This is a genomic window from Rhodococcus sp. 66b (genome assembly GCF_002076325.1).
In the GTDB taxonomy this organism is placed as follows: domain Bacteria; phylum Actinomycetota; class Actinomycetes; order Mycobacteriales; family Mycobacteriaceae; genus Rhodococcus_F; species Rhodococcus_F erythropolis.
Genome location: NZ_MUZB01000015.1, coordinates 1 through 18,823, shown reverse-complemented (window position 1 = coordinate 18,823; position 18,823 = coordinate 1). Strand labels below are relative to the sequence as shown.

At 61.5% G+C, this 18,823-nt stretch carries 7 protein-coding genes; 4 read left to right on the top strand and 3 right to left on the bottom strand.

What is annotated here, in order from left to right; genetic code table 11:
* The first annotated feature begins 155 nt into the window (after window positions 1-155).
* From B0E55_RS24985 to B0E55_RS24975, 3 genes are read left to right on the top strand one after another with little or no spacing between them, the layout of a single operon-like run.
* Window positions 156-980: an FAD binding domain-containing protein gene (locus B0E55_RS24985; RefSeq protein ID WP_080910674.1), complete on the top strand. Its 825-nt coding sequence runs from the start codon at window positions 156-158 to the stop codon at window positions 978-980.
* Window positions 977-3,670 carry a molybdopterin-dependent oxidoreductase gene (locus B0E55_RS24980; protein ID WP_080910673.1) on the top strand — a complete coding sequence of 898 codons (2,694 nt, stop codon included), beginning with the start codon at window positions 977-979 and terminating at the stop codon, window positions 3,668-3,670. The genes B0E55_RS24985 and B0E55_RS24980 overlap by 4 nt, the downstream gene beginning before the upstream one ends.
* Window positions 3,667-4,638 (top strand): antibiotic biosynthesis monooxygenase, encoded by a 972-nt coding sequence (locus B0E55_RS24975; RefSeq protein WP_029255495.1) that lies wholly within the window; start codon window positions 3,667-3,669, stop codon window positions 4,636-4,638. Before B0E55_RS24980 ends, B0E55_RS24975 begins: the two co-directional genes overlap by 4 nt.
* Before the next feature lie 85 nt (window positions 4,639-4,723).
* Here the strand turns inward: B0E55_RS24975 and B0E55_RS24970 are convergent, their stop codons facing one another.
* A complete protein-coding gene (locus B0E55_RS24970; protein WP_080910672.1) occupies window positions 4,724-5,962 on the bottom strand; it encodes an HNH endonuclease signature motif containing protein in 1,239 nt (412 codons plus the stop codon).
* 118 nt (window positions 5,963-6,080) lie between these two features.
* A complete protein-coding gene (locus tag B0E55_RS24965) occupies window positions 6,081-9,185 on the bottom strand; it encodes a multicopper oxidase family protein (protein ID WP_241896147.1) in 3,105 nt (1,034 codons plus the stop codon).
* A 317-nt stretch (window positions 9,186-9,502) separates the two neighbouring features.
* On the opposite strand from B0E55_RS24965, the gene B0E55_RS24960 reads away from it, so the two are divergent.
* Complete coding sequence (locus B0E55_RS24960) at window positions 9,503-10,114, top strand: glyoxalase (protein WP_029255497.1); 612 nt, start codon at window positions 9,503-9,505, stop codon at window positions 10,112-10,114.
* 34 nt (window positions 10,115-10,148) lie between these two features.
* Here the strand turns inward: B0E55_RS24960 and B0E55_RS24955 are convergent, their stop codons facing one another.
* Window positions 10,149-18,815, bottom strand: coding sequence for a non-ribosomal peptide synthetase (locus tag B0E55_RS24955; RefSeq protein ID WP_274534458.1), 8,667 nt, complete (start codon window positions 18,813-18,815; stop codon window positions 10,149-10,151).
* Between the last annotated feature and the right edge of the window lie 8 nt (window positions 18,816-18,823).

The window sequence follows — 18,823 nt, the reverse complement described above, 5'->3', positions numbered from 1 at the left end:
AGAATCGGCAAGCGCATGCACCGCCCCACCAGTCGATGTCACGTACGTATCGCTCATGTTTCGCGTGCCCGATATGTACTAAAAGTGTGAATGTGTCCCGTCACCTCGGTAATGTCCCACTCCGAGACGACACATCCCCCGAGGGGAGCAGGCGCATGGACATCACCACCATTACCGACGTGATACGCCGACCACCGGATCGCCCAGGGGACGTGTGGCGTCCCGGCGACGCCTGGCTCGCGGGAGGAACGTGGCTGTTCTCAGCGGAACAACCCGACACACGTCGACTCGTCGACCTCACCGCGCTCGGGTGGACACCACTGGAGGTCGGCGCGACTCATTTCCGTGTCGGAGCTACGTGCACCGTTGCCGAACTGTATGCGTTTGTCCCGCCGGACAATTGGCGTGCGAGTCCACTTATTCGCGTCAGCTGCGAGTACTTCCTCTCGTCTTTCAAGGTGTGGAATTCGGCCACCGTAGGCGGGAACATCTGTATGTCACTTCCAGCCGGACCGATGATCACCCTGGCAGTTGCACTCGAGGCTTCGTTCACACTATGGGCTACCGACGGAACAGTGAGGACCGTCGACGCGTGCGACTTCGTGACCGGTGACCATCAGAATGTCCTGGAGCCGGGCGAAGTTCTTCGGAGCATCGAGTTCCCGGTGCACTCACTCACCAAACGGCACGCCCACCGCCGCTTCAGTCTCACGCACCTCGGCCGTTCGACGATCTTCATGATCGCGACGCAGACTCCGGGAGCCGACGACTTTCACCTCACCATCACCGCCGGCACTACGCATCCGATCCGGCTGACGTTCGACACGATGCCGGACGAGCACTCTCTGCGACGAGCTGTCGACTCCATTTCGGCCGACAGTTGGTTCGACGATCCCAACGGAACCCCCGACCACCGCCTGCACCTCGCCCGCCACTACGCCGACGAGCTCCGAATCGAACTCACGGGGAGCCAGTCATGAGCTACACGGTGAACGACCGGAAGTTCGACGAGGAACCGTTCCCGGGACAGTGTCTCCGGACGTTTCTTCGACACCTCGGACACCACGGGGTGAAGAAGGGTTGCGACGGCGGGGACTGCGGGGCGTGCACAGTGTGGCTCGACGGAGCGCCGATACACAGCTGCATCACGCCCGCCTTTCGCGCCGACGGTCGCGCGGTGACCACGATCGAGGGACTCGGTACGCCCGAAGATCTCCATCCGATTCAGCAACAGTTCCGGGATGCACCCGGCTTTCAGTGTGGGTTCTGCACCGCCGGAATGATCATGACCTCCGCGGCGCTCACCGACGCGCAGAAAGAAGACTTGCCGCGAGCGCTCAAGGGAAACCTGTGCCGCTGCACCGGTTACCGATCCATCGAAGACGCGGTCAACGGTGTCGGCGCTGTCGAAGTTGCCCTCCCCGGACAGGCGGTCGGGACCAGCGTCGGGGCGCCGGCGGCCACCGACGTCGTGACCGGCCGAGCCGAATACACTATGGACACCGCGATCGACGGCATGCTGCACCTGAAAGTGCTGCACTCGCCCCACGCGCATGCACGCATCACCTCCATCGACACCACCGAGGCGCTCGCCGTCCCCGGTGTCCATCGCGTGTACACCTGGAAAGACGTGCCGCGCAAGCTCTTTACAACGGCAATTCATACCGACCACCTTGTTGATCCGGACGACACGTACATCCTCGACAACGTCGTGCGGTTCGTGGGTCAGCGGGTGGTGGCCGTCCTCGCCGACTCCGTCGTCGCTGCGGAAGAAGGCCGTCGGAAGGTGAAGGTCGATTACGAGATCCTGCCTTCCGTGTTCGATCCGGAAGAGGCCATGGCCGACGGCGCTCCAGCCCTGCACGGATCCGACGATCCCTTTGTTCGAGATCCCGAGCACAACATCCTGCTCGAACTTCACGGTCACGTGGGCGACGTCGAGGCCGGGTTCGCCGAGGCCGACGTCATCCACGAAGGCACCTACTTCTCGCCGCGAGTGCAGCACGCACATCTCGAGACGCACGGTTCGATTTCATGGATGGAAGACGGACGCCTTCACGTTCGCACGAGTTCGCAGTCCCCCTCCATCGCCAAGGTCAAACTCGCCCATCTCTTCGACCTCCGCCCGGATCAGCTGCGCGTGTTCTGCAAACGCGTGGGCGGCGGGTTCGGAGGAAAACAGGAAGTGATCAGCGAAGATCTGGTGGCGCTCGCCACCCTGGACACCGGTCGTCCCGTCTGCCTCGAATTCACCCGAGAAGAAGAGTTCACCACCGCGTCACCGCGTCATCCGATGAAACTCACAATCAAGCTCGGAGCAAAGTCGGACGGGACACTCACCGCGTTCCACTATCGCAACGTCTCGAACACCGGTGCATACGGAAACCACGGCGGAGAGACACTCTTTGCCGGCGGCGCGGCAGTCTCGCTCTATCGCTGTGCGAACAAGAAGTTCGATGCGTATTCCGTGTACACCAATAACGTCCCGAGCGGCGCTTTGCGTGGGTACGGGATGACTCAACCGGCCTTTGCCGTGGAATCGGCCATGACCGAATTGGCCATCGCGCTGAACATGGATCCGCTCGAACTGCGTCGACGCAATATCGTCCGACCGGGCGATTCGCTCGTCGCACTCGAAGACGGCCCCGACGACGTGATCTTCACCGAAGACGGACTGGGTCAATGCATCGATTTGATCGACGCCGCGTTGAAGCGCCAACCGGTTCCCTCGCTCGGAGACGATTGGCTCATCGGGACCGGTACTGCCAGTTCACTACATGAGACCGCGCCACCCACCGAGCACATTTCCGAGGCCTGGCTCACCCTCGGCGAAGACTGCGTATACGAACTTGCCATCGGCACAGTCGAATTCGGTGAGGGAACTTCTACGGCCCACGTACAGATCGCCGCAAATCAGCTGGGCACAACACCGTCACGCGTACGAATCATTCAGTCGGACACCGACCGAACCGGTTTCGATACAGGCGCTTTCGCCAGCGCAGGCCTGTTTGTAGCGGGGAACGCGGTACTTCGCGCGTCGAATGCGCTCCGTGATCGATTACTGGCCTTCGCCGCGCAGCACACCGGTGTGTCGATTGACCAGTGCTCGATGGACGACGACAAGATCGTGTGCGGCAGTAACCGTGTGACTCTTCAGGAGATACTCGAGGCTGCACGTCCGCGCGGGATCCGCTTCACCGAGGCGCGGAAGGCTTACGGATCTCCGCGCAGCGTGGTGTCCAATACTCACGGCTTTCGGATCGCCGTCCACCGCGTCACCGGTGAGATCCGCATCCTCTACAGTGTCCAGGCAACCGACGCCGGGATGATCATCAATCCGGCGCAGGTGCGGGGGCAGATCGAAGGGGGTGTCGCCCAGGGCATCGGCTTTGCCCTCACCGAGAACTTTCACGTGGACGAACACGGCGCGATGATGAACCCGAATCTACGTAACTACCGGATCCCGACCTATGCAGATGTTCCACGCACCGAGGTGATCCTCGTCGAGTCATCAGACTCCGTCGGCCCACTCCGCTCCAAGGGCATGGCGGAGTGCTGCATCAATCCGGTTGCCCCTGCTTTGGCGAACGCACTGCAGGATGCCACCGGGTCACGATTCCGGTCACTACCGCTCACCCCGGAACGCATCTACTCAGGCCTGAACCGATGACCGCGAACACGTCGGCGGACAGCGCCGCGACGGTCATCATCGGCCAGCGAGTGCGTGCCGGACTGGAGAAAGAATTCGAGGTCTGGCAGAAAGATCTCAACCGGGCGGCCGCAGATTATGCAGGCTTCCTCGGGGCAGAAATCGCGGCTCCGACGCCCACCCAACCTGATTGGGTGATCGTGTACCGATTCGACTCCATCGCTCATGTTCAGGCGTGGATCAACAGCGCGACGAGGCAGGACTACCTCGACAGCGGTCGTCAGTTTTTCGACGGCCCGGCCACGCAGCAGGTAGTGAGCGGCGGGATCAGGCCTCCGGACCCGCTGCTGACTGTCGTAGTGACGCACCGAGTAGGTGACGACAGTATCGACGAGTTCCTTGCCTGGCAGGATCGCCTTCGGGAGGTGGAGAGTGCTTTCGACGGATTCCGCGGCACCGAACTGTTTCGCCCAGTCGACGGTGTGCAGGATGAGTGGACCCTGCTGTATCGCTTCGACAATGCTGCCCATCTCGACACGTGGCTGACTTCCCCTGAGCGACAACAGCTTCTCGCCGAGGGTCGCAAGTTCCACGACTTCGAACTGCGAACCGTGGACAATTCGTTCGGCAGTTGGTTTGCCTTCGACGAGAACGGAAACGAGGCCCCTCCACCTTCGGAGACAAAAACCTCGATCGCGGTCTGGGTCGGTCTCTACCCGACTGTCGTCTTGCTAACTTTGGCGCTGTCACCGCTGAAGCTGCCACTCTGGCTCGGATTGTTGATCGGCAACCTGTTGTCGAGCTTCATCATGAGTTTCTTCACGATGCCGTACTACGTGAATCGGCTCCTGCACCGTTGGCTGCGTCCACCTCCAGGGATTCCTGTCGCAAAAACCAACGCGCAAGGGGTGGCGATCGTCGCTGCCGTGACCTTGTTCTGGGTGGTCGTCTTCTATCTGGTGACTACTCAGTTCTGGTCGCTGCCCTGAACTCTCCAGAACGCGAAATGCCAGCGCATGTACCGGGGCATGATTCTTCCCCGGTGCATACGCTGGCATTTCCAGTTATGCCCGTTCAGGCGGCCGTCGGTGGGCTGTTCCCGCCGATCGGCTGTTGATACGGATCAACCGACATCGGCGGATAGAACACCGACTTCCGATCCGGACCGATCTCCACCCGCCACTCCGTGTGGTGCAGCGTCCGATGATGATGACCGCACAACAAGATCAGATTGTCGAGATCTGTTGGGCCACCATCATTCCAGTGAACAATATGATGAGCATCGCACCACCCCGACGGAGTCCCACACCCCGGAAACGCACACCCACCATCCCGAACCGCAAGAGCCCGCCGCTGCGGCACCGTCGCCGTTCTCGCTTCCTTACCGCAGTCGAGCGGAACACCATTCTCATCCAACAAGATCCGCGTCACGGTGCAGTCGCACGCCAGCATCCGGGCAGTGTCGATACTGATCGGGCCCACCCAATCCGTCCACGCGAACCCGAGTTCCTCCGTGGACGGCAGGAGGTCTTTCAAGGCTTGCAGATCGGTCATGTCTTTCGCACTGGCAGTGACCGTGATGTGTGGTTTCACGCCGCCCTCGATCGGACCCAACCCCGCCCGCTCGTACCGGCGCAACAGTTCGCAGAACCCGTCCGCCCGTCGTAAAGCAGGCGTGCGCGTGTCCTTCACGCCGTCCTTCTCCGGCGTCGGCGCCGACAGCCTCGACAACAAGGTGATCAGACGGGCCCCGTTCACAGCATCTAAATCACCCTTCACCGTGACCCGCCCGTACAGGCCTTTCGAGGCGCAGAACTCGCTACGCTCCGAATCCTCGCCGACCGGAACGCCATCCTCGCGTTTTCCGTACTGCTTCTCGATCCGCCGAATCGCTGCCCGCACCGCATCACAATCCGCGATGTTCTTCGACGCCAACCCCAACAGAATCCCGCGAGCCTTGTCCACATCCGCCAGGGTCATGTTCTTCGGTGGATGCTGACAAAACGACGCCACCTGACGGGCTTTCAACGCACCCACATCACCACGATGAAACGCATCCGCGACAACAGGTTCGAGCATCAACAACCGCGCCAACCCGACCAGCAGACTGCACTCACCGATCTCCAAATTCGTCGAACCATGCAACCACTGCGCGATCGCCCGAAAACCCTTCCCGCCGAGAACCTCACGGGAAAACATCTCCACGATCAACAATACCAACCGCGACTGCAACTCGTGCCGGGCGCGCACCAGATCGAGAACCTCACCCTTGAGGTCCTCACCATCCAGCTGCCACGCTTCCCGACTGTCCATACTCAAAGCTTAATCGAACATACTTTCGATAACCAGAGACATAACGGACAGGTTTCAAGAAACATCGAACTCGAGACCGGTTGATATGTAACTACTTTCAGAAAATCTCAAAACCTGATCATCGACCACCGAGCGGCAGAACTCCCCCGCCGACGGGATAGGGCGGAAGCGTTCCCACAAGCGTCGGTGTCAATGTGGTCGCAGACGGATCGGCACGACCGAGAGTGAATTTCCGAACTTCGGCACCCGTTCCGTTGTTGCCGCTGACGAGGAGATCCGCGCCGGTAGTCGTGCTCGTCGTGGCCACTCCCACACCCGACCCTGGAGCGGTGAACGGGTCGAACGCTGCAACCTCCCGAAATGCCACGTCCGTCGAATGGTGATCTGGACTCTCGAGGTACATCTCGGGTGCACCGTCGAGCCTGGATCCACTCGAAAAGACACGGATTGATCCTTCTCCTCCGAGCATGCCTGCCACTATCGACTTTGCGCCACCCTCGGCGCCGGCCACCCAACCCGTCGACAGAGACACCCCGTCGCGGTAGCCCTGATCGAATGCCAAGAACTGCGATGTCGTCACCGGACCATTCGTATGACCTGCGTGTTCATCCGAACCGCCCTGCGCAGCCGCAGTCGGTTCGTACAGGTCGTAGCGGAACGTCTTGATCAACGACTCCTCGCCCGCACCCGGTGCGGTCACGATGCTCGCTCGACCGGAGTGACTGTCAACCATTCCGGTTGCGAACGTGACTCCGCTACTCGATCCCGGGTACGGCGAGAACGAACCGAATTCTGCGGGTGCGGACCTCTTGTCCGCCGGAAGGTCGGTGGAGTAAATCTTGACCTGCGATTCCATCCCCGGGCCTGATGCAACGATGATGTTGTCTGCCAGTGCATTTCCGTCGATGTCGACACCGCCGACGTTCACTCCGCCACGAAAACCCACATCGAAGGGCGCAAATCTTGCCAACTCGTCGGTGAACGGCACGCCGCCGACTGCGTTGTACGCCACCACTTCCGGAGCCGAGCCTGCCCCTGTTCCAGCGACCAGATCAAGCACCATGTCTCCGTTCACGTCCGCCATCGCAACACTCGGGGTGCCTTCGAACGACGGGAAGGGCGTCACAGCGGTGATCAGTTTGTCGCCGTTAGCATCGAATATCTGCACCTTGGCGGGCACGCCCGCCGAACCGGGTACCGCCACTACGTATGTCGACACCTCTGGAATCACGTTGACAGTCGCCATCAATCCGTTGTCCTCGTGGTTGAGTCGGTGGCAATGGATGACAAAGGTTCCGGTGTACTCGGTGAACTTCGTCCGCAACGTCACCGATGCTGGTTCCAGCGCATTCTCGTTCTCGTCCGTCACCGGCGCAGGCACGTTCACGTTGTCGATTCCCCAGGGCTGAACGCCCGTCGTGGTACCTGCGACGGGATCCACAACTTCCGTTACCTGGAAGTCGTTGACGTGAATATGCATCGGGTGTTCGTCGTTGTTGAGGTTCGTGATCTTCCATTCCTCAACGGAATTCAGTCGCGGTTGAATCAGCGGAATGTTGGGGAACGTGTTGTCGGCGAATTCGTAGGTGAAGGCCTTCGGATCGCTGTTGCTGGCCTTCTCGTTTCCGAACCCACCGGACACTGTGAGATTGCGGGTCACGTCGGGCGTCATCGCTGCGGTATCCACGAACGAGGTATAGGTATCGAGCTTCTGTCCGAACTCGAAGGGAGTCGTCTTTCCTTCACCCTCGTCTGGCGTCGCACGGATCAACTGCTGAGTCGGGAACGTGAAGAATCCGTCCGCGTAACTGATCACCGACGGGTCGACGGTGACGGTTCCGAGTTCGGCGGGCGGATTGTCGGTACCGTTGTTGGTGTAGAGAATGCCCGGATTGCTCACCGGTTTCGCACCTTCCAGCGGTGGCATCTCCAGCACCAGATCGCCGGACTCCGGCATCGTCACGGCGATTGCATAGCGCGAGGCCGGCGGAATCACCAGCCTGGTTCCGTCCCCGTCCACGGGTGGCCTGACCTCGTCGAACGGGTTTCCGTCCTGCCCCACGATTGCGAACTTCGGATGGGTGCCGGTTGCGGTTTCCGTCAACGTAACCGGCATGTAGGCAAAGTCGCTGATGTTGGCAAGCACCCAGATCTCGGTCTGCCCCGGCTTCAGTTTCAGCGATGGCTGGAACTGACCGTTCACGGTGTACTGCACATCGCGTTGGTTGTCCGGCAGTGAGGGATCGGCCGGAACACTCGTCGATTCACCCACGAAGCTCTGCAGATTGCCTGGAACGAATTGATTCTGTCCACGATGATTGGCCGGGGACAACGGTCCCGCGTACCAGTTGGTGAAATACTGTGCGCCCTCGGTAGTGTCCGAGAAATTCACCGGAGCAAGGCTCGGACGGTACGTCCCGTCGGCTAATTCCGTACCGCCGGGTGGCGTCAACGTACTGACGAATTGGGGCCAGTTCGCGTCGTTGAGCTGTCGGCCCTTTCCTTTGCGGTCGAATACGAAGTTGTACTGCAGTGCCATATCGCGAATCGGAACGTCGTTTGCCGTCACGACAGGCAAATTTCCGTCCGGCCGGCCGATTTCAAGGAGCCCGGCCAAGCCCATGTACGTCTGCTGGGCGGTGAGGGTGTGCCGGTGACTGTGGTACCAGTAGAGACCGTTCGGCATCGTCCCCGGAATCGCGTAGTCGTACACGTTTCCCTGGCCGGCGGGAATGTTGAGCAACACGTTGTCCGCATTGCCGTCCGGGCTCACGTGCACTCCGTGCGTGTGCAGATTCAGCGGAGCCGACGTCAGCGCCGGCGGATAGATCGGCACGCCCCCGCCCGCCGGTGTGAATGCCGGATCGTAGAAGTCCTCGATCGTGAGATCCTGCAAATCGTTGTCGTAATGAATGATCAATCGCTCTCCGGGATTGACGCGGAGAGTCGGCGCCGGATAGACGTCACTCGCCGAGGTCGATCCGTCCGACGCCGTACCGCGGATGACCTCGTACCCGAAGAGCAGAAAATTCGACACGGGCGCCGAAGCGGTATCGAGCGGAATCACTCCCTGATGAGCGGACAAGCGCACCTCGAGAACACCATCTCGGCTACTCAGTTTCACCGGCTCCCGGTAGTCGACGGCGGTTCCGTCCGAGCCGTAGTTCGCGCCCACCTCGGGCGCCGATTCAGCGGACGTACACGCGGCCAACGCCATCGTCATGGACACCACTACTGCTGCGGCTAACGACTTTCCTCGCAGTGCGATCACTGGTTTCCCCGTTCCATGGTGGCGTGAGATACGTCCGATCAGCGCTCATCAGCCTATCGAGAAAACATCGGCTGAACAGTACATTCACGACAAATTGCCCACCTAGTGCCCGCTCGAGCGCTGCACCTTGCAAGCAGTCTCAGCAAACCGATCAGAAATCGAGAAGCACAGCCAAGGGGCCCGCAATTACGTTGAAACACATGAACACACCACAGAAGTCCACTTCCGACCACACGTCGTCAATCCACACATCAGCAGGGAGCGCCCGGATGACCACCGCGCAATCCGTGATCCTCGACGTACCCGACCTCGTCGCAGCCGAAGCCTTCTACAACGCTCTCGGCGTCGGAGATCGAATCCAGCTACGCGAATCGAACGAACCGACAACCGGGTTTCGTGGGTACACCCTTTCGCTCGTCGTCTCCCAACCGAACATCGTCGACGCCTTCGTCGGCGCCGCACTCGCAGCCGGTGCCGCCGTCTTGAAGCCGGTGAAGAAATCCCTCTGGGGATACGGCGGAGTCCTTCAGGCTCCGGACGGTTCGATCTGGAAGATCGCCACGTCGTCGAAGAAGAACAATGAACCCGCCACCCGCACAATCGACAGCCTCGTGCTGCTGCTCGGCGCCGAAGACGTCAAGGCCAGCAAGCAGTTCTACCTCGACCACGGACTCGAGGTGTCGAAGAGCTTCGGCCGCAAGTACGTCGAATTCACCAGCGCAGCAAACAATGTCACGCTGGCACTGTACGGCCGAGGCGCCCTGGCAAAGGACGCCGGGCTCGCTCCCGAGGGCACCGGATCGCACCGAATCACCATCACCGGTGCGTCCGAACCCTTCGCGGATCCTGACGGTTTCGCCTGGGAAAGCACCCATTCCTGACACAGGTGGTGTCTCGAGAACACGCCCGCCCGACTCAGGACATCCGACGAATCCTCTCCAAGTTGTGCGCCATCAACGGACCAACGGTCTCGAGAGCGGCGGGCGAGGTGATATCCCAGTGAGTGCACTCGACGGGGTGATTCACGATATCCCCGCTGACATACGCACGCCATGAATCGACTCCACGGTTCAGCCATGGATCATCCAGCGCTGCAGTGAAATACAGCACGTCGCCATCGAAGATCCCCGGCTGGTGAGTCTGCATCAACGTGTCGTTGTGCCGGGCCGCGAAGACAAGCCTGCCGACATCTTCCGAAGTCAACTCGCCCATGGCTCGCGCGAACTCGAGTCCCATGTCCGCGTCGTCGTCAGCGTCCGAACCTTCACCGTCTTCAGCGGCATGGGCGAAGCTGTCCAGCATCACCAACGAATCGACCGACTCGCCCGCTGCCTGCAATAGCACCGCCATCGAGTGTGCGATCACGCCACCGAGCGACCAACCGGCAAGGTGATACGGACCTTCAGGCTGGATTTTTCGAACTTCCTCGAGGTACCTGGCGGCGGTGAACTCGATGGACTCCGGCAGCGGATCCGCGGACGAGACTGCTGGAGTTTGGATCCCGTACATCGGAGTCGCCGAATCGATGTACGGCGCCAAGCCGGCATAGCTCCAGGCCAGGCCGACGATCGGATGGACGAAGAACACAGGCGGCCGATCACCGGTCGTCCGAATCGGGAACACTACGTCCAGCGCGCCGGAAGATTCTTGTCCGGATTCGACACGAATCGCAATCGACGCCGGAGTCGGCTCGGTCATCAACCACTGCAATGGGATCTCGCGAGCAAGCGACATCCGCAGTTTGGTCACTACTCGCATCGCCGACAGTGAGTTCCCACCGAGTTCGAAGAAGTTGTCGTCGGCGCCGACGTCAGCAATCTCGAGGACCTCCGAGAAGGCAGTGGCCACAGCGATTTCCGTAGGCGTGCTCGGCTCCCGATACACGATCTTCGACGCAAAATCAGGGGTCGGCAATGCCTTCTCGTCGACCTTTCCTGTCGGTGTCGTCGGCACCTTGTCGATGAAGACGACAGCACTCGGGATCATGTGACGTGGCAAGAACTCGGAGACAAAGGCGACGACCTGACTCACCTCCGGCGCAGTCCCCGGCGTCGGCACGACGTATGCGACCAACGCGGTGTCCCCGGACGGTGTCCTCTTGCCGCGGGTCATTGCCACATCCACGTCCGGGTGTGCGTGCAGCGCCGCGTCGATCTCCCCGAGTTCGATGCGATGACCACGAATTTTGACCTGAGTGTCGGTCCTGCCCCGGTACTCGATGGTGAGTTCCGGTGTCCAGGCGGCAATGTCGCCCGTGCGATACAGACGATCACCCGGCCGACCGTGCGGGTTGGCAACAAATCGGGTTGCCGTGAGCACAGACTGGTCATGGTATCCCCGGGCGAGAGCCGGCCCGGACACGTACAGTTCGCCCGGCGTCCCGATCGGCACCGGGAGCAGTCGCGAGTCGAGGATCAGAGTGTCGAATCCACGCACGGGTGATCCGATCGTGACTGGTTTGCCCGCGACGAGATCACCGACGGTGGAGATGTCGGTTGCCTCGGTAGGCCCGTACCCGTTGAGCATGGTTCGACCACGCTGCCAACGGTTCACCAGTTCGGCAGATACCGCTTCCCCGCCCACACCGAGAACCCGAAGCTCTTCGAGCCCTTCCGGTTCCATCGACGTCAACATCGCCGGAGTGATCAGTGCGTGAGTGACCCGACGTCCGATCATGAACCAGGACAACTCTTCTCCGCCTAGGATGGTGGGCGGTGTGACGACCAGAGTCGCCGCCGCGGAGAGCGCCGACATCATTTCACCCACCGACATGTCGAAGCTCGGCGAGGTGTTGTGCAGGAATCGTGAGTGCGAGTCGACGCGATAGTGCTCACGACGCTCGGCGGCAAGGTTCGCGAGACCGCCATGCGTGACCACGACGCCCTTCGGTTTGCCCGTGGATCCGGACGTGTAGATCATGTAGGCCGGATTGTCGATGCGAGCCGCTCCCGCGATACTCGACTCGGGTAGCTCTTGGATCGCGGTTTCGAGTGCATCCAGATCGAGCCAGCGCACCGAATCGGGAAGTTGATTCCCACCTCGGCTGATGCCGATGACAGCACCGGAGTCTGTGATCATGTGCTCGATCCGCTCAACCGGATAGTCAGGATCGACGGGCAAGTAGGCGGCGCCCGTCTTCGTCACTGCCCACACCGACATCACGGACGCTGCCGATCGCCGGAGTGCCACGGCTACAAAGGTTTCCGGACCGACTCCGTGATCGAGCAGGATGGAAGCAAGGCGGTTCGACCAGGCGTCCGCCTCACGGTATGTCCACGCACGCCCGTCGGCCCAGATCGCGATTCCGTCGGGGTTCTGTGTGACGGCGGAAGCGATGAGATCAGCCAGGGTTGCGCTGGGCGCAGCCGGCAGGCCCGATACCGGGACAAGCAGGCGACGCTCGTCGGGCCCCAGAACATCCAGGATTCCGGCAGCGGTGTCCGGCAACTCCACGAATGCACGCAGGATCCGAAGCATCCTCTCGCGCAGAACCTCGATCGTCGGCGCATCGAAGACATCCTGCTGATACTTGAGCGTGAATGAAATGCCGTCATCAGCGACAACGGTAAGTGTCAACGGATAGTGGGTCGCATCGTCACCGGTGATCGCAGTAACCGTCATGCCGTCGATCGAGCTCGTTGCAGCGATACCTTCCGTATCGACGGGGTACGACTCGAAGACGGTCAACGTGTCGAAGTCAGCGGCATTTCCGACGCTCTTGACGATCTCCGTCAGTCCGAGTTGGTGGTGCTCGAGAAGCGCCGCCTGTTCTGCCTGCAGCCGTGAGAGCAAGGAACGCAAAGACTCCGCGGGGTCGATCGTGACCCGGACGGGCAGCGTGTTGATGAACAGGCCGACCATCGACTCGACATGATCGAGCTCGGGAGGACGACCCGACACGGTTGCACCGAACACGACATCCGTTCGACCCAGCTGGCGCGCCAGCAGAATTCCCCAACCGGCCTGCATCATGGTGTTCAATGTGACGCCGTTGTCGGCGCTGAAGGCACCGAGCTGCTCGGCGAGTTCGGGCTCCACCTGAGTCACAACCGACTCGACGGTGCCGGCACTCGAACCAGCAGACCCTTCCCCGGCGAGCAGGGTCGGCTGCTCGAGCCCGGACAGCGCCTCGGCCCACGCCAACTCGGATTCCGCAGCTTCCCGAAAATTCAACCAGGACAGGTAATTACGATAGGACGCTGCGCGGGGAAGCACCGACTCGTCGCCGTGCGTTGCGTACAGAACCATCAGGTCCTTCATCAGAAGCGGCATCGACCACCCGTCGAGAAGAATGTGGTGCAGTGTCACTGCAAGCGCGTGTCGACTGGGATCTCGTGTGATGAGCGTGAACCGAAGCAATGGCGGTGTTGCCAAATCGAAACGCTCGGATCGATCGCGCGCGAGGGTTCGCTCGTAGACAGCTTCGCGCTCACTCGCAGGCTCGGCACCGAGGTCGACCACACGCCACGGGACATCGACCTCACCGAGAACGATTTGCGCGAGTTCGCCGGACAGATCGGCGACAAAGGCGGTCCGTAGGTTGTCGTGACGGTTCAGCAGAGCAGTCACGGCCCGGTTCATTCGTATCGGATCGACAGTTCCTGTCAGCTCCAGAACCATCTGGGTCTGATAAACGTCGGCACTGTTGACGGCGAGCAACGAGTGGAAGGCAAGTCCGTGCTGCAACGGCGACAGTGGCCAAATGTCACTGACCAGCGGATACCGGTCTTCCCAGACATCGATGTCCTCTTGAGAGACCGTCACCAACGGAACGTCGGAAGGCGTCAGGCCTCCCCCAGCACCTCTGCCGACGTGGGAGACCAGGCTCCGCAGCGCGCTCGCCCAGTACTCCGCCAAGCCTCGGACGTCCGCTTCGGTCAGGAGGCGTCCGGCGTAGGAGAACGTCGCGGACAACTCGGCATCACCCGAAATGTCTGTGACTATCGCGTTGATGTCGAGAACTGCGGCGGCAGGCATGTCGGGGTTTCCGGGACCTTCGATGTCACCGACATCCACGGACGGAGTCCACCCCAAATCGGCGAACTCCTCCGGGACGCTGCCGGCAGACACGCGACCGAGGTAGTTGAAACTGATTTGCGGCATGCCGTCCGGCAGTGGTGTACCCGGGTCGCTGCCGGTCATGTCACTGCCGGACATGTCACTGCCGGTCAGATATCGGAGGACCCCGTAGCCGATGCCACGACCGGGCACGGCGAGCAGTTGTTCCTTGACCGACTTCACGGCCCGACCCGCCGCGACGCCGCCGCGCATGGCGTCGTCGATGTCGAGCGCACCGAGTTCGAGGCGCACGGGATAGACGCTGGTGAACCAACCGACGGTACGCGAGAGGTCAGCACCGGGTGCAGTCTGCTCTTCTCGCCCGTGACCTTCCATCTGGATGAGCGTCGATGTGGTGTGCACGCCTCGTTCGCGACGCCACCGAGTGACTGCAAGCGCCAGAGCTGTCAGCAAACCGTCGTTGACGCCGCCACGGAATGCGGCCGGAAGCTCGGTCAGCAGTGCCTGAGTCGTCGACGCGTCGACGCGCACCTCGATGTCGCGGACAGTGGCGACCAGATCGAGCGAGGGGTCGAAGCGCGCCGATCCCAGATCCGGGTCCTCGCCGTCGACGATTGCCCGCCACGTCGGCAGGTCTGCCGTCGCCCCAACTGCACTGTCCTGCAGCGCATGTGCCCAGCGACGCATCGACGTGCCGACAGGTGCCAGCTGCGCCGGCGCACCATTGGAGATCTGTGCCCACGCGGTCATGAAGTCCGGCACCAGGATTCGCCACGACACTCCGTCGACGACCAGATGGTGCATCACGACGAGCAGTCGCCCGGTCGCCTTTTCCGCGTCACCCACCGGCGCGAGCCAGACGCACGCGAACATCACACCGCCGCGCGGATCAAGTTCTCGTCGAGCCAGTTCCACTTGGGATCGTGCCAATTCGGTCAAGCTTTCCGCGCTGTCGACGGCAGCGGGATCGAAGTCGACCTTCCGCACACGTGCGGCCACGTCCACGCTTCCGGGCTCGGCCACGTGCAAAGCTTTGCTGTGCAAGGTCGACCGAAGCATGTCGTGGTGATCGACGACGGCGGCCACCGTGGCGACGATCCCCGCCTGATCGACGCCGACTGGCAGATCCAGTGCGATCGACTGTGAGTAGCGATCGAAGTGATCGGTGCTGCCGAGCACCATGCGCATCACCGGCGTCAGCGGCAACTCTCCGACACCGTTGCCCGGCAGTTCGGCAAGTAACATCTGCGCCGGCGCGTCAGATCGCAAAACGACCTGTGCCAGCGCGGCAACGGTCTTCTGTTCGAAGACGTCTCGTGGGGTCATCACGAGACCACGAGCCTTCGCTCGGGAGACCAGTTGGATGGATGCGATGCTGTCGCCGCCGAGCCCGAAGAACGAATCGTCGACGCTCACCGCCTCGACACCGAGCAGGTCTGCGAACAGCGAAGCGAGGATCTCTTCCGTCTCGGACGCGGGTGCTCGATAGCGCACCTTCGACGCGGAGAACGTCGGAGCGGGAAGAGCCTTGCGGTCGAGCTTTCCGTTCACGGTCACCGGTAGAGCGTCCAGCACGACATACGCGTCGGGCACCATCGGTCGTGGCAGCGCGGACTCCAGATAACGCCTTACGGACTCGGTATCGATCACGCGCCCAGCTTGCGGCACCAGGTATGCCGCCAGCCGCTTGCCCAGTGCAGTCTCGACGACAAGCACCACGGATTGCGCGATCTCGTCGCATTGTGTTGCTACCGTCTCGATTTCACCGAGCTCGATGCGTTGACCTCGGATCTTGACCTGACTGTCGATCCGTCCGCGGTACTCGATGGTGAGATCGGCCGTCCAGGCAGCGATGTCGCCGGTCCGGTACATGCGCTGTCCTGGATCACCGTGGGGATCGGCGATGAATCGTGTTGCGGTGAGAATGTGTTGGTTGTGGTAACCGCGAGCCAAAGCGGGCCCCGCCACGTACAGTTCACCAGGCGTACCGATCGGCACCGGTCGCAGTCGAGTGTCCAGGATCAGGGTCCGGAATCCGCGCACAGGTTTACCGACCGTGACAGGTTGTCCCGCTTCGAGGTCTGCAACTGTGGAGATGTCGGTCGCCTCGGTCGGTCCGTAGCCGTTGAGCATCGTTCGCCCTGGCTGCCAACGATCGACCAGTTCAGCGGATACCGCTTCACCGCCCACACCGAGAACGCGAAGATGTTCGTGGTCGTGGGGGGCGATCGTGCTCAGAACGGCCGGGGTGATCAGAGCGTGGGTGACTCGTTGCGAGTCCAACAACTCGGCCAAGTCGTCACCACCGATCGTGGTCACCGGAACGATCACCAATGTTGCTGCAGCAGAGAGCGCGGAGATCATTTCGCCGACAGCCATGTCGAAGCTGGGTGACGCGGTGTGCAGGAACCGGGCGTCGGACGTGATCTGGTAGTGCTCACGCCGTTCGGCCGCCAAGTTGGCGAGACCGGAATGAGTGACAACCACGCCCTTGGGCTTGCCCGTCGAACCCGACGTGTAGATCATGTACGCCGGATTGTCGATCCGCACCGGCGGCCAGCTCGCGCTCGCCGGGGCTGCCGCCAGTTCTTCGGCGATGTCCTCGAGGACCAACCATTCGACGTCGTCGGGTAGGAACTGACGCTGCTCGGCGATCGTCACACCCAACCGCGCTCGAGAATCTTCGAGAATGTGGTCGATGCGATCGGCCGGATAACTCGGGTCGACCGGCAGATATGCGGCACCCGTCTTGGCAACCGCCCAGACTGCGAGGACGGATTCGAGCGATCGCGGAAGAGCCAGCGCCACAAATGTTTCCGGTGTGATGTCGCGTCGCAGCAGGACGTGAGCGAGGCGGGTCGAGAGTTCGTCGGCCTCGGTATAGGTGACGGCGCGGCCATTCCACAGGAAGGCGATCCCCGTTGGATTCGACGAGACCGCAGCAAAAATCAGCTCGGACAGAGTCGCGGGATGCGCCGCCGTAAGTCCTCGCACCGGCACCAGTAGGTTCTGCTCGTCCCGATTCAGAACGTCGATATCCCCGATTACTCTCGCGGGATCCCGCGTCAGCTGCTCGAGCATCATGACGAATCGGTCGGCGAACGACGCAGCCGTGGAACGGTCGAACAAATCCGTCGCGTAGGTCAGCGAGCCACTCACCGCTACCGACTCGGTGTCTGCGCCGCTGGTTGATTCCGTGGTCTCGAACAACGTCAAGGCAAGATCGAATTGAGCTGGAGTGACGTCGAATTCGACGGCGGACACCCGCAGATCAGGAAGCTCGAACGTGGCGTCTTCGATATACTCGTAGGCAAACGTGACTTGGAACAGCGGTGTGTGAGCCTGTGAGCGAACAGGTTGCAGAGCGTCCACCAGTCTCTCGAAAGGCACATCGACGTTGCCGAACGCACTCAGATCTCGGTCACGCACCTGGTCGACCAACTGCGCGAACGTCAGTGCGGGGTCGGCATCCGTTCGCAGGACGACCGTCCCGACGAACATTCCGATGAGATCCTCGAGAGCCGCTTCGCCTCGTCCGGACACAGGCGTGCCGACGACGATGTCGGTGCTCGCCGACACTCTCGCCAACAGTGCCGCATACGCAGCGTGAATCACCATGAACACACTTGCGTTGTGGTGATCGGCGATCTCACGAACGCGATCCATGATCTCGGACGCGATGTCGAATCGAACCATCGCACCGTTCTGGGTGGCCACAGCCGGTCGCGGTCGATCGGCCGGAAGCTCCAGTAGTTCCGGAATACCGTCCAATGTTGATTTCCAGTAATCGATCTGAGTCGATGCGATGCTCTTCGAGTCCGCCTCGTCACCGAGGAGCGCCCGCTGCCACAGCGCAAAGTCGGCATACTGGATCTCCAGCGGCGCCCAGAAGGGGGCCTGGCCGGTCAACCGTGCCGAGTAGGCGATCATGACGTCGCGAGCCAACGGCGTCATGGACACGCCGTCCGCACTGATGTGATGCACCGACATCACCAGTACATGCTCGAATTCCTCGACGCGGTACAACTTCACGCGAATCGGCACGGAAGCCGTGACGTCGAAACCTTCGGACATGACCTCGAGTATGCGAGTGTCGAGGTCGCCACGGTCGACGTCGATCGGGCTCAGATCGAACTCGACGTCCTCGGGTGTCAGGATCACCTGGACGGGGCCGTCGCCGTTGTCGGGGAACACTGTTCGCAGCGACTCATGGCGCGTCAGAACATCACCGAAGGCGCGGCGAAGCGCCGGAACGTCAACGGTGCCGGCGAGTCGGATGGCCAACGGGATGTTGTATGCCGCAGATTCGACATCGTACTGATTGAGGAACCACATCCGATTCTGTGCAAGTGAAAGCGGGATCCGCTCCGGGCGTGTCTGGATCTCGAGGGCAGGCCTGTCGGCACGCTCTGCATTGTCCAGTGCTATAGCAAGTTCCGCCACAGAAGGGTGATCGAACAACGTGCGAAGCGGCAACGCGGTACCGGCGTGTTGGTTGATGCGGCTGACAAGTCTGGTCGCATTGAGCGAATTACCACCCAACCCGAAGAAATCATCATCCACACCAACCC

What these genes read in the sequence shown, in the direction of transcription:
- B0E55_RS24985 (WP_080910674.1), top strand. Translation starts at nt 156, where the DNA reads ATGGACATCACCACCATTACCGACGTGATACGCCGACCACCGGATCGC.
- B0E55_RS24980 (WP_080910673.1), top strand. Translation starts at nt 977, where the DNA reads ATGAGCTACACGGTGAACGACCGGAAGTTCGACGAGGAACCGTTCCCG.
- B0E55_RS24975 (WP_029255495.1), top strand. Translation starts at nt 3,667, where the DNA reads ATGACCGCGAACACGTCGGCGGACAGCGCCGCGACGGTCATCATCGGC.
- B0E55_RS24970 (WP_080910672.1), bottom strand. Translation starts at nt 5,962, where the DNA reads ATGGACAGTCGGGAAGCGTGGCAGCTGGATGGTGAGGACCTCAAGGGT.
- B0E55_RS24965 (WP_241896147.1), bottom strand. Translation starts at nt 9,185, where the DNA reads ATGACGATGGCGTTGGCCGCGTGTACGTCCGCTGAATCGGCGCCCGAG.
- B0E55_RS24960 (WP_029255497.1), top strand. Translation starts at nt 9,503, where the DNA reads ATGACCACCGCGCAATCCGTGATCCTCGACGTACCCGACCTCGTCGCA.